This is a genomic window from Acinetobacter sp. YH12072 (genome assembly GCF_013419565.1).
Classification (GTDB): domain Bacteria; phylum Pseudomonadota; class Gammaproteobacteria; order Pseudomonadales; family Moraxellaceae; genus Acinetobacter.
In genome coordinates this window covers 66943-82942 of record NZ_VOZV01000012.1, presented here as the reverse complement: position 1 = coordinate 82942, position 16000 = coordinate 66943, and the positions used below count along the sequence as shown (strand labels likewise).

The 16000-nt window shown below is 42.0% G+C and carries 16 protein-coding genes; 6 read left to right on the top strand and 10 right to left on the bottom strand.

The annotated features are described in order from the left end of the window. Positions 1-159: 159 nt before the first annotated feature. On the bottom strand, positions 160-969 hold the full coding sequence (locus FTU19_RS07195) for a formate/nitrite transporter family protein (protein WP_104426134.1): 810 nt from the start codon (positions 967-969) through the stop codon (positions 160-162). A 280-nt stretch (positions 970-1249) separates the two neighbouring features. Between FTU19_RS07195 and cynS the strand changes: the two genes are divergently transcribed. From cynS to FTU19_RS07170, 5 genes are all read left to right on the top strand, one after another. Beyond that, positions 1250-1699: a cyanase gene (gene cynS / locus FTU19_RS07190; protein ID WP_004785763.1), complete on the top strand. Its 450-nt coding sequence runs from the start codon at positions 1250-1252 to the stop codon at positions 1697-1699. A gap of 349 nt (positions 1700-2048) precedes the next feature. Further along, positions 2049-4205: a TonB-dependent siderophore receptor gene (locus FTU19_RS07185; protein WP_180130577.1), complete on the top strand. Its 2157-nt coding sequence runs from the start codon at positions 2049-2051 to the stop codon at positions 4203-4205. 72 nt (positions 4206-4277) lie between these two features. Next, a complete protein-coding gene (locus FTU19_RS07180; protein ID WP_180130574.1) occupies positions 4278-4889 on the top strand; it encodes a DUF4198 domain-containing protein in 612 nt (203 codons plus the stop codon). 45 nt (positions 4890-4934) lie between these two features. Continuing rightward, the gene (locus FTU19_RS07175) at positions 4935-5213 is read left to right on the top strand and encodes a hypothetical protein (protein ID WP_180130572.1); all 279 of its coding nucleotides are present in this window, start codon (positions 4935-4937) and stop codon (positions 5211-5213) included. Positions 5214-5216: 3 nt separating this feature from the next. Further along, entirely contained in the window at positions 5217-6776 is a 1560-nt protein-coding gene (locus FTU19_RS07170) for a PepSY domain-containing protein (protein WP_180130570.1), read from the top strand. A gap of 378 nt (positions 6777-7154) precedes the next feature. On the opposite strand, the gene FTU19_RS07165 is transcribed toward FTU19_RS07170, so the two are convergent. From FTU19_RS07165 to FTU19_RS07140, 6 genes are all read right to left on the bottom strand, one after another. Beyond that, complete coding sequence (locus FTU19_RS07165) at positions 7155-8048, bottom strand: copper resistance protein B (RefSeq protein WP_180130567.1); 894 nt, start codon at positions 8046-8048, stop codon at positions 7155-7157. After that, positions 8035-9927 carry a copper resistance system multicopper oxidase gene (locus FTU19_RS07160; protein WP_180130564.1) on the bottom strand — a complete coding sequence of 631 codons (1893 nt, stop codon included), beginning with the start codon at positions 9925-9927 and terminating at the stop codon, positions 8035-8037. Before FTU19_RS07160 ends, FTU19_RS07165 begins: the two co-directional genes overlap by 14 nt. A gap of 39 nt (positions 9928-9966) precedes the next feature. Continuing rightward, positions 9967-10392, bottom strand: coding sequence for a hypothetical protein (locus FTU19_RS07155; RefSeq protein ID WP_180130561.1), 426 nt, complete (start codon positions 10390-10392; stop codon positions 9967-9969). A gap of 118 nt (positions 10393-10510) precedes the next feature. Further along, complete coding sequence (locus FTU19_RS07150; protein ID WP_180130558.1) at positions 10511-11386, bottom strand: MBL fold metallo-hydrolase; 876 nt, start codon at positions 11384-11386, stop codon at positions 10511-10513. A 2-nt stretch (positions 11387-11388) separates the two neighbouring features. After that, positions 11389-11805, bottom strand: coding sequence for a DUF6691 family protein (locus tag FTU19_RS07145; RefSeq protein WP_125278655.1), 417 nt, complete (start codon positions 11803-11805; stop codon positions 11389-11391). Further along, positions 11806-12222: a YeeE/YedE family protein gene (locus FTU19_RS07140; protein WP_180130555.1), complete on the bottom strand. Its 417-nt coding sequence runs from the start codon at positions 12220-12222 to the stop codon at positions 11806-11808. Positions 12223-12321: 99 nt separating this feature from the next. Here FTU19_RS07140 and FTU19_RS07135 point away from each other — a divergent pair, with 99 nt between their 5' ends. Then, positions 12322-12633, top strand: coding sequence for a metalloregulator ArsR/SmtB family transcription factor (locus FTU19_RS07135; protein WP_125278654.1), 312 nt, complete (start codon positions 12322-12324; stop codon positions 12631-12633). Positions 12634-12696: 63 nt separating this feature from the next. Here FTU19_RS07135 and FTU19_RS07130 read toward each other — a convergent pair whose 3' ends face one another. The 3 genes from FTU19_RS07130 to FTU19_RS07120 are packed head-to-tail and all read right to left on the bottom strand — an operon-like array spanning position 12697 to position 15864. After that, positions 12697-13428 (bottom strand): ABC transporter ATP-binding protein, encoded by a 732-nt coding sequence (locus tag FTU19_RS07130; protein WP_125279884.1) that lies wholly within the window; start codon positions 13426-13428, stop codon positions 12697-12699. After that, entirely contained in the window at positions 13421-14644 is a 1224-nt protein-coding gene (locus tag FTU19_RS07125) for an ABC transporter permease (RefSeq protein ID WP_159123574.1), read from the bottom strand. The genes FTU19_RS07130 and FTU19_RS07125 overlap by 8 nt, the downstream gene beginning before the upstream one ends. Beyond that, entirely contained in the window at positions 14641-15864 is a 1224-nt protein-coding gene (locus tag FTU19_RS07120) for an efflux RND transporter periplasmic adaptor subunit (RefSeq protein WP_180130553.1), read from the bottom strand. The genes FTU19_RS07125 and FTU19_RS07120 overlap by 4 nt, the downstream gene beginning before the upstream one ends. Positions 15865-16000 lie beyond the last annotated feature (136 nt).

Genomic DNA, 16000 nt, shown 5'->3' with positions numbered 1-16000 from the left:
CTCATGAAATACGGTATTCTGATGGGACAAAACCTGAATCCTGGTCGTTAAAGTGTTTGTTTGCACTCATATTTTAACTGTTAGGACTCAGGTTTTTTTATTTAAAGCAAACTATGGGACAGCAGTGATCATATTGATCCCTTTAAAAATGATTCATTATTAGAATTCTTTTTTCGCGCCAGTACGTACGTGTGTGGTATAAAGTGCCAGACCTGTTAAGGCTAAACCACCGACCAGATTACCTAAAGCAACCGGTAATTCATTCCACAGGAAATAATCTGCAATCGAGAAGTCACCACCCATCATCATGGCAAATGGGAACAGGAACATGTTTACCACTGAATGTTCAAAGCCCATGGCAAAGAACAGCATCACTGGCATCCACATTGCGATGAATTTTCCACTTACTGTAGTTGACATCATCGCACCAATCACGCCCAATGACACCATCCAGTTACACAACATGCCACGAATAAAAATAGTCATCCAACCTGAGAAACCATAAGCCGCATAACCTAAGGTACGGTCTTCACCAATATGAGAAATCTTTTCACCGACTGGATTCGGATCAGTCGCAAAGCCCATGGTATAAACAGCAGCCATCAGTACTGCAACGACTAAACACCCAGTAAAGTTACCTAAAAATACCAGTCCCCAGTTTTTTAAAATGCGTGCCCAGGTTACGCCAGGACGTTTATCCAGCCATGCCAGCGGTGTTAATACAAATACCCCGGTTAGCAAGTCATAGCCCAATAAATACAACATGCAGAAGCCGACAGGAAACAGTAATGCGCCAATCAGTGGCACACCAGTTTGCACTGCAATCGTAATTGCAAATACGGCTGCCAAGGCCAAAATCGCACCTGCCATAAAGGCACGAATCAAAACATCACGGGTTGCCATATGAAGCTTGGATTCACCCGCATCTACTACTTTTTTTGCAAACTCCGCAGGAGCAAGATATGCCATGTTGTCGTCCTCTTTTTCAATATACGGACCTGTTTTTCGAAAAAAAGACGCCTAAGATCATTGAAGACCTTAGGCGCCGTTGCCTTGAATATTAGAACAGGTAATGGTGAATGGCGTCGTTGCCATGTATATCGAAATAGAAGCAAAAGCTATGCCACAAATAATTAACAATCACTTAAATATTCATTTTCTATTTAGCATGAACTCTAGAATGCTGTTGGCATGATATCTGCATTATGCGTTCTGCATACATTCATTTGAGAATAATTTGGAGAGGATTATGATTACCCATCGTCAACAAGTAACTGACATGATCATTTCAGCGAAAGTTTTAAAGTCAATTAAGTGGTCAGATGTTGCCAAAGAGATTGGTCTTTCTAAAGAATGGGTAACCGCTGCATGTTTAGGTCAGATGGCGTTTAATAAAGAGCAAGCAGAAAAGATTGGTCAGATTTTTGGCTTAAGTGATGAAGCCGTTGCATGGCTACAGATCGTGCCATATAAAGGTTCCCTGCCAACCAGCGTACCGACCGATCCTTTAATTTATCGTTGGTATGAAGTGGTGAATGTATATGGTTCTACCATTAAAGAACTGATTCATGAAGAATTTGGTGACGGTATTATGAGCGCGATTGATTTTAGTATGGATATTCAACGCGAAGAAAATCCGAATGGCGACCGCGTCAATGTCGTATTGTCTGGCAAGTTCTTGCCTTATAAAACTTATTGATCAATATCATTTATAAAAAGCCATCAATGTGATGGCTTTTTTTTATTTCATTTTTCTTTTTATATTTGAGCATTAATCTCATTCTCTACATGAAAAAAATTTAGCGACTATACTTTATAAATTTAAAAAATTAATATGAAGTCAATAATTTACATATTATTTTACTAAAATAAATCGTTTTTATTTTAAGCAAAATCTTAACCCCTTCTTCTTTTAATCTGCTTTAACTGCAAAGTATTCCTCTATCAATGAGTAATTTTTAATTTAAATTTCCTATTGTATTTAGATTGATTTAAAAATATCTAATCAATAACATTATCGATAATTATTATCATTTACATTCATTAAAATGTTTTATACCAATCATCCAACTTTCAAGCTATCTTTGCTCAGTTTTGCTATTTTGATGACCCAGCAAAGTTTTGCAGAAAATAGTCAGCAACTTCCCACCATCACGATAGTCACTGATGCAGCACAAACAACAGAAAGCTCTGAACAGACTAAAAGCTATATTATTCAAAATTCTGCAACAGCTTCTAAACTAAATATTCCTCTTAAGGAAACGCCACAAACAGTGAATGTAGTGACGCGTCAACAATTAGATGACTTTGCACTGGATAATACCCGTGATGTACTCCGCAACTCACCGGGGATCATTGTAAGTAACCAGGAGACCGAACGAACTTCCTATCTATCACGTGGTTTTGAAATCTCAAACGTATTGGTAGACGGCGTTGGGATTCCGCTTGAAGGCTATAACTACAATAATGACAATCCAGACAGCTTTTTATTTGACCGTATAGAGATCGTTAAAGGTGCAAATGCCTTAAATAATGGTATTGGCGATCCGGGCGCTACCATTAATATGATTAGAAAACGCCCTACTCAGGAACTTCAGGCCGCGTTTAATACCAGTTATGGTTCATGGAATACCCAACGTTATGAAGCAGATGTTTCCTCTCCCCTGACACAGGATGGAAAAATCAGAGGCCGAGTATTTGGCTATCAGCAGACAGGTGATAGTTATCTGGATCACTATGAACTCGAAAAAAATGGCATTGGTGCCGTGGTTGAGGCTGACCTGACTGATTCGACCTTAATAACTGCTGGTTATACCGAAACGAATCATAATCCCAATGGGGTCAATTGGGGTTCTAATCCTTTAATCAATACTGAAGGTGAACAGTTAAGCTATTCAAGAAATTATAATTACAGTCCGGACTGGGCCTACTGGGACAGTAATATTAAAAACTATTTTGCCGAGATCGAACAACAATTTGGCGCTGATTGGAAAGCTAAACTGAGTTATGAGGAAAAACGGACTGACCGGGATTCAAAACTTTTATTCCTGTCCGGTAAACCTGGTGCTGACGGTACTTCAGGTATTTTCTTATATCCAGGTATGTATATTGATGACAACAAGGAACAGCAGGCCAGTCTGAGTTTTAGTGGCACCTATCCACTTTGGGGACAACAACATGAGGCATCTTTTGGCTATATCTGGGCTGAAAACAATCTGAATGAGTTAGGTTATGCAGGCAGCTTTACCAACCCACTTACCACAGATTTATCCAGTTTTACGCCGCCCGAACCAGTTTGGGATATGTCAAAAACCAGTGGTGAGATGCACATCCGGCAAAAAAACCAAAGCCTATATGCCGCCACCCGTTTACATATGACTGACGATCTGAAACTGCTTTTAGGTGCCAACTATGTTCAGGCTGAAAGTACAGGCAGCAGTTATGGAACAGACACGATTTATGATGAGAATAAGCTATTACCTTATGCAGGCCTGACTTATGAATTTAGTCCTGAATATACAGGTTATCTAAGCTATACCTCAATTTTCCGTCCACAAACAACTAAAGCGCTGGATGGCAGTATTAATAAACCGGTTGAAGGTGAAAGTTATGAAGCCGGGATTAAAAGTTCCTGGCTAGATGATAAGCTCACCGCCAACATGGCCGTATTCAGAACAGAACAAAGCAATTATCCGTTGCGAGATTCTGACGGTATCCCGACTTTACGCACAACTCAGGTCAGTGACCTGCGTTCCCAAGGCTACGAGTTTGGCTTGGCGGGACAACTGACCGACCATTTTAACTTAAGCTTTGGTTATACCCAGTTTAGCCTGAAAGATCTGATCAATGGCGGTGATGCGCGTACCTTCAATCCAACCCAGTCTTTTAATCTTTTAACGACCTATCAGGTGCCACAGATTCCAAAACTGAAACTGGGCCTTGGTGTGCAATGGCAGGATAAAACTTATCTAGAAGTTCCTGAAGCTGCTACAGAGGGTGTTGTTACCCAACAAGCAGGCATTATCAAACAGGATGCATATGCGCTTGTGAATCTGATGGCCAGTTATGAACTCAATGATCACATTACTTTGCAGGCCAACGGGAATAATCTGACCAATGAAAAATACTTATTTAATTTCCCGAATCAGCAAGGCTTCTATGGTGCACCGGCAAATTACAGTGTGGCCGTAAAATTCAAATATTAATTTTTCGCTTGAGCTTTGAAAGAATATTCGGAGCTCATTTTCTTATATGTAAACAATAATCAGGTAGAATTCATGAAAAAAATCATTACTTTGACAATTGGACTGTCACTGACCCTTTCTGCTCAGGCCCATATGCTTTGGCTAGAACGTGCTTCAGATGCAAAAACACATGCATTCTTTGGTGAATATAGTGAACAGCTCAAAGAGACTCAAGAAGGTGCCTTAAAGTCATTCAGCCAAGCAAAAGCGATTCAGACTAAAAAACAATTTAGTCCCCAACTACACCAGGATCATCTGGTCTACTCTACAAAAGATCAAGCAGATGTACAGCTCCATCATGAACTGATCTATGGGGAATCCTTACTCAGCTATCACGCGAAATCCGGCAGACAAAACCAGAAAGCAGACTCAGAGCTGGATATCGTACCGGTTCAGCCGAACAGTAATACTTTTACAGTCATGTATCAGGGTAAACCCGCTGCGGATGTCAAAGTGACTGTCTATTCCCCACAGCACTGGCTTAAAAATTATACGACCAACAACCAAGGCCAAATTAATATTGCTACGCCATGGAAGGGTCAATATGTACTAGAGGTGAGTCAAGAAGTAGACAAGACAGGAAAATTGAATCAGCAAGTGTATAAGAAACAGTACCTGGTCACGACCTTAAGCTTTGTGCATTAAGTTGCCTCAATATTTACTTGTAAAGATTCATATAAAGGCCTTTCCATGATTTCTACCCTTCAGCCACTTGCTATCCTGTATCGATTAAGCATGAGCTTTGGTATTGGTTATTTATGTAGTTATCTGATTGCTCTCGATCTGGCCTATTTTTTACAGGCGAGTCTACCCAAAGCTGAATCGGTTTATCTGGCTGCCTTTATTGCCCTGATTTTTTATGTCTGTTTTGTGATTGGAATCTTCTGTATCCAAAATCTTAAAACACTTTCAGTCTATAGCCTGATTCCTCTCATTGTTTTATTTGTCATTTCCCGCTTCATAGGTTAAACCATGCATAAATCTGTCCGTCAATCTATGGCATGGCTACATTCATGGCTAGGTTTAAGTTTTGGCTGGCTCCTCTTCGCGATCTTTTTAACAGGTGCGGTTACCTATTATCGCCATGAAATTACAATGTGGATGCAGCCACAATTTGTCATGATGCAGGTGAACCAGGAAACAGCTTTAAAAACTGCTTATAGCTATTTACAGCAACATGCACCTGATGCACAGAACTGGTATATCGGGGTAGCAAATCATGATTTACCGGTTAATAAAATTTATTGGCAAACTGCAGAGGGTGCTTATCAACTTAAAACCCTGGATGCTATGACAGGTAAGGAATTAACGCTTTCGGCTACACAGGGCGGAGATTTTTTCTATAACTTTCATTTTCAGCTATATGGCGTACCTTATACCATTGGCCGTCTGATTGTCACCATTGCTGCATTCATCATGTTGATGACCCTGATTTCCGGAATCATTACTCATAAAAAAATTCTGACCGACTTCTTTACTCTGAGAGCTTTTAAAGGACAACGTTCCTATCTGGATTTTCATAATGTCAGTTCCGTCATTGCGCTACCGTTCTTTTTAACTATGACTTTTACTGGACTGGCTATTTTCTTTTATATTGTTTTGCCTTCTGGCATGAAGCAGCTATATCCAGAAAATCCATTTCAATATTTTGAAGAAATCCGAACCAAAAATGTGCTTGCTCCCTCTGCTGTGCCCATTAAAACGGAGATGTTACCGATTCAACATTTTATCACTACGGCGCAGCAGCACTGGGGAAAATCAGAATTTGACAATATTACCGTGAAGCAGCCGAATACCCAGCTGGCAAAGATTACCTTAACCGAATTGAAAGATCATTCTATTACCCGCAATCAGGCACAACTCGTATTCAATGCGACGACAGGCAAATTGCTTGAAAACACCCGTAATGACAGTGCAATTGCTACCCTGAATGCTGGAGTATATGGTTTGCATATGGCACGTTTTGCCGAACCTGTTTTACGTTTCGCCCTATTTTTCTCAGGCATATTAGGCTGTGCCATGATCGCTTCCGGATTATTGCTCTGGAGCCTGAAACGACAGATGCAGAAAAAATCGGATCGTTTTCACTTTGGATATTATCTGGTGAATCGTCTGAATATCACCATGATAATTGGTTTACCTATTGCCATGCTGGCTTATCTTTATGCAAACCGTTTGATTCACATTCCTGTGGGCACCACAAATTATGAAATCTATATCTTCTTTAGTATTTGGCTGATTAGTTTTATCTTGGCCTGTTTAACGCCACAACAGCATTTATGGAAAACGCAGCTTAAAATTCTCATCTGTGCCGCTTTTATGCTTCCACTCATCGACCTGTATTATTTGTGGTCCCAGCATTATCTGGATTCTTTTGCGAACTATTGGCTGTTTTTGCGTATCGATCTGATGCTCTGGATCTTGGCACTTCTCGCTTACTTCCTACATCAGAAAATTACACCTATCCAGCAAAAAGCTGTTCATAAAATTCAGGCCAAGCTTAAAACTGCACAGCAGGAGTCTTCTTCATGATATGGATGGCAATAGTAGGACTGATCTGGATGGCCTGTTTTGGTTTTTATGCCGTGAGTGAAAAACAGATTTTAAAAACCAGACAGTCTCGATATTCTTTTCTTGTGAGTTATCCGGTCATCGTTAAATTGATCTCAGGCAGTCTTTTACTATTGGTATTGTCCCTTTTACGAACTCAATTCAGTAGTAGTATTAGCTTTATGGCACTTTGGGTTTTTATAAGTCCAATCGTATTTATATTTATTCTGAAGATAAATAATTTAAAACAAAGAAAAATTTAAAAGTTTATAAAGGCCTTAAGAATAAAATATAGCTGAGTATATGAGGCGAGAAAATGATTTTTCCGCCTCATAAATATTAGCTTATATAGATATCTGTTTAGAACATCACTCTTAAACCGATTCCATAACGCCCGCCCTGTTCAGAATCAGATGCGTCCTGCCATGAAGTTTTCTCGTTGCCCTTGGAATATTCATAAGCAATATTAAGGTAAGGCATGATCTTTTTATTGATCTCATAACGAGTTTCCAGACCTAATGCTGCATGACTTATTCCAGTCTTTTTAGCATTGGCTGCTTTATCCTTCAAAATGAGGTCAACTTCAACATAAGGCTGCAAAATCAGTTTTTGTGTGAGTAGCAGATCACGTTCTGTTTCTAGCTCAAGTCCGATAAAATCATCTTGACCAAGATACAGATGTGCATTGGTTTCAAAGAAATACGGCGCCAACCCATGGAATCCAAATATTGCATCTACATGTTCAATATTTTGCCCAGCATTAGGCTGACCCAAATTTTCCTGACGGTAGCGAAGACCCGCCTGAGCATCCCAGAAATCTGAAATATTCAGGCTATACAGAGCTTGGACTGCATATTCTGTTGCTCTGGATTCCTGCTTGTCAGCTTTGAGTTTAATGAACAGTTTATTTTCATCCGTGCCAATCCGAAGCTCATTCTCAGACTGTAAGCCTCCCTCACCTTCTGAGTTTTTGATCCATTTATTGTCCAGTTTGACCCGCGTATAAATTTGCCCTCCATGTTCCTTGCGATGATCATGTTCGCTGGAATAGGTTGAAGCTGAATCTGGAATTAAATTTTCAGTAATTTCCGGTGCTGCTGAAGTTAAATGATGCTCTGAAGATTGGATAAATTGTTGATGATGCATCGAATGATCAATATGCTGTTGAGAACTTTCTTCAGCAAAAACAGCCATATTTCCCAACGCTAATACACTAGCCAAAACAGGCTTCAGACAAAGATTAATGTTGCACATGAGCATCTCCTTGTTTTTCTACTGGTTTTGTCATGTGATGATGGGAATGCTCTTCCCGCACAGTATCCTGAGTCGAAACGCCATTTTCCTGAACATTTGCTACAATCAGTTTATTCATCATTCCGGCAGTCATGTGATACAACAGATGACAATGAATCGCCCATTCACCTAGTTCATCTGCAGTCAGCAAAGTCGTAACGGTTTTTCCAGGTGGGACAATCACTGTATGTTTATTCGGCATATCTATTGCAAACTGGCCATTTTCGAGCTGCATGAACATGCCATGTAAATGCATCGGATGTGCCATCATACTGTCATTGATAAATTTCAGCCTGATCCGTTCCCCAAATTTCACTTTGAGCGGCTCTGCTTCATTAAATTTCTTGCCGTTCATGGTCCAGATATACCGTTCCATGGTGCCGCCTAAACGAATCACCAATTCGCTTTCTGCGTCGCGAATATCTTTTTGCGGAGTTAAAGATTTGAGGTCGCTATATTGCAAAGCTTTATGCCCTACCGGTGTAGAGGCATTGGCCCAGCCGTAAACTGGTTGCTGCGTAGAAATCTTGGCATCTTTTTTATATTGCATATGCCCGGTCATATTTGAATGAGCCATATGATCCAAAGCGGATGAAGTATCTGAATGCTCGGTATGATTGCCCTTTCCTTGCTCGATCACTTTGGCCGATGCATGCTGCTTATGCCCTATCATTGAATGTTCAGTATCCCTTTTAACATTTATGTCATGACTAGCATGATTCTGATGATTCATCTGCTCGTGTGCTTCACCCTGCATATTGCCATGTCCCATATCTTCCATGGTCAATAAGGCACGAGGACGGGATATAGGTTTGTGTATGGCGTGATGAACTGGCTTTAATTCATTCTGTAAGCTGCCAATCGCAAAACCGGAACGGTCAATCGATTCAGCTTCAATCTGATAATGTTCCGCAGTGGGCTCCACAATCACATCATAGGTTTCTGCGGCACCAATGCGGAATTCATCGACCGCTACAGGTTTAACAGGCTGCCCGTCTGCACTGACGACTGTCATTTTTAACTGTGGAATACGCACATCGAAAAATGACATGGCAGAGGCATTGATAAAACGCAATCGCACTTTTTCATTTGGTTTAAACTGTCCCATCCAGTTCTGTTCAGGCGTTTTTCCATTCACCAGAAAGGTATAGCCGGTTACATCAGACAGATCAGTTTTCAGCATGCGCATCTGATTCCACATTTTGCGATCATTCCAGGTGGCCTTAAGTCCATCCCGTTTGATTTGCTGAAAAACATCGACCAGAGTTTCACGCTGATTTTGATAATACTCGGCAGATTTTTTTAAATTATTCATGATCTGCAGGCCGGACTGCTCATGAAATTCTGAAAGCATGACCACATAATCACGCTCGGTCTGCTCATGTGCAGGAACTTCCGCCTGGTTTTTAGGATAGATTACAAAGGCGCCGTAAAGGCTGTCCTGTTCCTGCCCCTTGGAATGGGCATGATACCAGTAGGTTCCACTCTGACGAATTTTAAAGCGATAGACAAATTCCTGATTAGGTGCAATGCCCTGAAACCCGTTAAAACCGGGGACACCATCCATCAGGCCGGGTAGCAATAAACCATGCCAATGCAGAGAGCTTTCTTTATTCTTTAGCTTGTTTTTGACGCGAATAACAGCTTCATCACCTTCCTCAAATTCCAGTAAAGGTGCAGGAAATTTTCCATTCACTGTAATACGTTGTACGGTTTTACCGGTGATATTGACTGGACCTTCATCAATAACCAGCTGATATTCTTTTACAGCAGCCAATAATGAAGACGAGATCACTAAACTTAAGCCCAATAACAGGCTTTGACTAATTTTAATCGACATAACTTAATCCTTGATTTATTAAAATATAAATAACGAGGATTAAGTTTTAGGTGGGCGCAGAATTTCCTGCCAATACCCGGCAAGGTGCTTGGCTTGATAATTAGAGATAAAAGTGGTTTCTAAGGCATGAATCTCAGGAAGAGTTAACTTCGAGATTTCCACATCGATCCAGCTACTCAGACTATGGCAAGAGCTATAAATACAATCTGGACAAACATCTTTATGGTCATTTAAGTCGGAGTGGCAATTCATGTCCTGTCTCATATCATGAGCAGAACCATGCATAGCTTGATGCTGGCGATGTAACTTCTCTATTTTTGCCATTTCCTGACAATGGGAACTCATCTGCTTGGCTGACGTTTCCAGATGCATCGTTTTTGCTGAAGCAATCGACATGCCACTCCAGCTTACGGCGAATACCATAAGCATCACAAACCAGATCTGTTTAAAGAACTGTCTGAGCACGATGCACCCTGAAAATATAAAAATGAGTTAACCCAAATAGCATAGGGTGGAATATTAAAATTCGCAAACTTTATAAGCGCTTAATTTAAAGATTAATATTTTGTTCCTGATAAATTGATCACTTCTTAAAATAATTTAGCGGCAGCTTCAAATAAGACACGCCATTGGCTTCTGGCATTAGGAACTGTCCGCCATTCATATTAATCTGGATCGCAGGCAAAATCAGTTTAGGCATACTTAGACCTGCATCACGCTGCTGACGCATCTGTACAAATTCAGATTTGCTAATCCCTTCACGGATATGAACGTTTTGCTGTTTTTGCTGCTGAATCGTGGTTTCACATTGATATTCATGACGTGACTCTGGCAAATAGTCATGACACAAAAATACACGGGTGCTTTCCGGGAGCTGAAACAGCTTGTGAACAGAATCATATAAAACCGAGGCACTGCCATTTGGAAAATCACAACGAGCCGTGCCATAGTCCGGCATAAACAGTGTATCCCCTACAAAGACGGCGTTACCAATCACATAGCTTAAACAGGCAGGTGTATGTCCTGGCGTAGGAATATTATAAACTTCCAGCTTGCCAATCTTGAAATGCTCACCATCCTCAAACAGATAGTCAAAAGGCTGATGCGCATTGATCTGTTTCATGTCCAGATGATAAATCTCGGCAAACGTTTCCTGTACCAGCGCAATTTTTTTACTGATTGCAATCTTGCCGCCTAATTGCTGTTTCAGATATTGGGCAGCTGTCAGATGATCAGCATGTACATGAGTTTCCAGAATCCATTCCACCGTCAAACCTTGTGATTTCACATAGGCAATCATCTGATCGGCATGCTCGGTCGATGTGGTGGCAGACGCAGCATCGTAATCCAGCACGCTATCAATAATGGCACATTGGGCAGTTTGAGGATCGCTCACCACATAACTAAAAGTATTGGTATTTTTATCAAAAAACGCTTTGACGTTTGGCTGCTGTGTCATATTTATACTCCTGCCCATTTACGGTGAATCCAGACCCCAAGCAGCATAGCTGCAATAAAATACAGAGCTTGATAATGTCCCAAGCCAATCAGGGTAAAACTGGGTGCCGGACAAATGCCTGCAATTCCCCAACCGATACCAAATAATAAACTACCCGCCAGCAGTTTAGGATCAATCTTTTGATTCTTTGGTAAATCAATGGGTTCATTAAATAAAGTGGTCGGATGTGGATTATGTTTAGCTTTCTGGAAAGGAATAAAAGCCACCAGAATTGCCCCCATCATGACAAAGGCAAGACTGGCATCCCAATCCCCAAACAGATCCAGAAAATCCAGAACTTTTTCAGGATTAGACATACCTGAGAGCATTAAGCCGACTGAAAACAGGCCACCAAATAGAAAAGCGAATAGATTTTTCATTTAGATAGCTCCAACCAGATGACGAACAACATAAACCGTGATAAATCCCGCCAGCATAAAAGACCCGGTCGCAACAAAGGAGCGATTTGACAGACGGCTAATCCCACAGATGCCATGTCCACTGGTACAACCTGAACCTAAACGTGTACCAAAACCAACTAGCAAACCGGCAATGACCATCATCCATGGGCTGGCATTCAGCTCAATTTCTGGCTGAAACAATACGCCGTAGATAAATGGAACTATAAATAGTCCTGCTAAAAACCAGATCGCAGGAGTTTTGAAAATTGTCTTTCGATTAAGTACCTGCCCAACCAACCCACTCACGCCCGCAATACGGCCATTCACATACAGATAGCCGACCACTGAAAGACCAAGCAGTAATCCACCGAGAAACGCTGCCAAAAAGTCATGCATGAGCATATTCCACTTAAAATATATAATTTTATATTATATAATTATAAATATTAATCAAGACGGTTTTTAAATATTGTGTGACTAATACAGGTTTTTTATATGACAGCAGATGAAACTCAGACACGTATTGATTTTTCTCAGGCTCATGTGGTAAGCGAACGCTTAAAAGTGTTGTCGAATTCTGACCGACTGAAAATTCTATGTGTACTGGTCGATAGTGAAATGAATGTGCAACAGATTGAGCTACAAACAGATATTCACCAACCCACTCTCTCACAACAACTTACGGTACTGCGAAAAGCCGAAATGGTCAGCACGCGTCGTGAAGGAAAGCAGATTTTCTATCAGCTTTCCGACCCCAAAGTACTTACCCTGATGCAAACCTTGTATCAGCTTTATTGCAAGGCTTAAGTGATAAGAAAAATCTTTATTTATCCATAATTGGAGAATACAAATTCTTAAAATATTTAAAAATTAAGTATTTTCAGGAATATCTGCTGGAGCTGTTCTGGTATCACTTTGAATCAGGCCGTCAACTAACTTGATGGTGCGATCACAACTAACAGACAAGCGCGGATCATGAGTCACCAGCAAAATGGCACAGCCCTGTTCCTTATTTACTTTACGAAACAGTTCAAAAACTTCAGACGCGGTCTGGGTATCCAGGTTCCCGGTCGGTTCATCGGCCAGTAACAAGGCGGGTTCTGTAATCAGTGCCCGAGCAATTGCAACACGCTGTTGTTGCCCGCCGGAAAGCTCATTCGGTTTTCGATGTGCATACTTTTCCAGCCCGACTGCAGCCAGAAGTTCATGAGCGCGGTCTAGAGCTTTTTGATCCGGTTTACCATGTGCCATCATTAACGGCATTAGGACATTGTCTAATGCATTAAAAGCTTGAATCAGATGGTGAAACTGAAATACAAAACCAATACTGCTGCCGCGTAATGCGGTACGTGCAGCGTCATCCATACGGCTGGTGGGTTGACCAAGCAGATACAGTTCACCGCTAGTCGGCTGGTCCAATAGACCCAGAATATTTAATAAGGTACTTTTACCCGATCCTGATGGACCAATTAGTGCTGCAAAGTCATTACGTTCAATACACAAATCAATGCCATGCAGAACTTCAACCTCATTGGGCTGACCAATATTATAGGATTTACGTAGTGCTTCCAGCCGCAAGACTTCATTCGATGAATCAGACATGACGAATCGCCTCCACAGGATCAAGTGCCGCAGCACGACGGGATGGTATAGCCGCTGCCACTACACCAGTCAATGTGGCCAGCAATAAAGCCAGCAATAGCAGATTGATTGAAATTGGGATATAGAACAGGCCTGGGCCAAATTCATTAAAGATCCAGACCAGCAAATAACTGACTGCACTGCCGATAATAGACCCCAACAAGCCAAAAATTGCGCCTTGAAACAGGAAAACGCGCAGGATTTGTCTTTGTGTGGCCCCTGTTGCCCTTAAGATGCCAATTTCACGAGTCCGTTGTACGACACTGACTGACAAGACGCTGGCAATACCAAAAGCGACGGAGATGGCCACAAAAATAATAATCATATTGGTTGAAAGGCTCTGCGCTGAGATGGCATTCATTAACTGACCATTGGTTTTAATCCAGCTTTCTGCCTGTAAGGAAGTCAAACGCCCGACCTGCGTTGCAATATTTTCTGCTTCAAAAATATCTTCTACCGTCAGGTCGATTACAGTGATCCCGCCTGGCAGGCTTAGTAAGGACTGTGCCTGTTTTAAATCCATATAGACATAGCGCGAATCCAGCTCACGTACTCCAAGTTCAAAAATTCCGGAAATATTTACGACAGTACTGTTGTCCTGACCGGTGTCTAATCGTAATTTGCTACCCACCTGTACACCCAGATCTTTAGCCAGCTGACTGCCAATCATTACATCATCTGCACCGACACGTAACTGCCCACTGATCATATATTCTTTGAGTGGAATTATTTTCTGATAACGTTCTGGATCCATGCCCACCAGCGCAACCGATTCCTGAGCTTCACCGCGCTGTGCGAATGCAGGTCCAGAAACTACTGGAGAAACAGCTGTCAATAAAGGCACCTGATCCAAGGTCGTCACGACCTCTTGCCAATTATTGATAGAGCGTAGTCTTTGGGCCCGTTTATCTTCTAGAACCAGCTGCACAGTGCCTGCGGGTGCGGGTATAACTTGGTTCACTTCATCGGGAGACAATAAACGGATATGTGCCTGTGTCCCTAAAGTCCTTTCGATGATATTAGACTGCAAGCCCTGTATCAGTGCCGAGATAAAAACAATCACAGACACCCCTACAGCAACACCCACTGTAATCATCAGAGACTGCATTCGGCCTTCTCGCAAAAAACTGATTGCGATCTTCCATTCAATCCAGAGACGCCCTAGTAATTTTTTCACTCGAATTTCACCGGTAATTCATTTTTATTGCTGGCATCATTATTCTGGTCGGCATAGTTGATTTCTTCGGGCTTAAATCGAACTCGTGTGCCATCTTTTAAAGTTGAAGTTGCATCTGACAGTACCTGGTCACCCACTTTTAAACCGGAAATCACTTCAGACATGGCAAGTCCGCGCAGACCCAGTTTCACTTTTTGTCGCTGGATTTTGCTATCACGTGCCAGTAATACGGTGGTCTGATCGCCCTGTACTTTCCCTAGCGCATCATTCGGAATCGCTAAGGTACGATCACGGCGACCTGTCTCGACATTAACCGATACCGTCATATCCTGACGCAGGAAATCAGGTACCGGATCAACCGATAGACGCACTTCTACCGTGCCGCGTTGAGGATCGATACTCGGTGCAATAAAATTAATCCGGGCTGGGAAAGGTTTATCCGGGTAAGCATCGGCAATTGCAGTCGCTTTCTGGGACAACGCCAGTCGTGACAGATTACGTTCATCCAGTGGTACACGGATTTCGGTATTGCCATCCATTGCAATGGTAAATAAGGTACGTCCTGGCTGAACCAGATCGCCAGGCTCAACATCACGGGTCAGCACCGTTCCAGCAACAGTTGCCCGGATTTTAGTTTTAGCCAGTTGAGCCTGTGCTACCGAAAGCTGCTCACGCAATGAAGCCTCCTCTACCTGGCCAGGTGCCAGTGCAGCTGCTTTTAAACGCACAGTTTCATAATTATTGCGTGCTACCCTTTCTGCCTCTACAGCCTGTTCAATTTCTTCTGCCGAAAGGATGCCTGCTTCGGCATTGCGACGACGCGTCGCTTCACGGCTGGCCTGTTCCAGCTGAGCTTTTGCTGAAGCTAATTCTGCTGAGGCTTGTGGACGGCGATTGGTTGCCAGTTCATTCAATGCGACTTCTGCCTGACGAACTTGGGCTGCCAGTTCATCCGATTTAAGTACAACTAGCAAATCGCCCGGTTTGACCCGATCGCCTTCCTTGACCCGACGTTCTAGTACCACGCCGGTTACTTCACTACCGACTTGAGCACGTGAAACGGTGATGACCTGCCCGGTGGCAACCACTGATTGCACCAGCGGCATCGGCTCTAAGGTATAACCTGTGACTTGTGGCCCTTGCCACCAGCGAAATACACCAAATGCAACGAGCAAAAGTAAAAGGATCAGGACAATATATTTATAGCGGATAGCGCGCAATGTGCTTCTCCATTCTGGTTAAAAGCGCAGTTGTAAAGAAATACTTGTAGCTTATCTAGCTGTATATTTTAGATTTATTTGGTTGTAAATAAGTTATTGGTTTTATTTTGCAGATTGGTTCCTAAATCGACTTAAC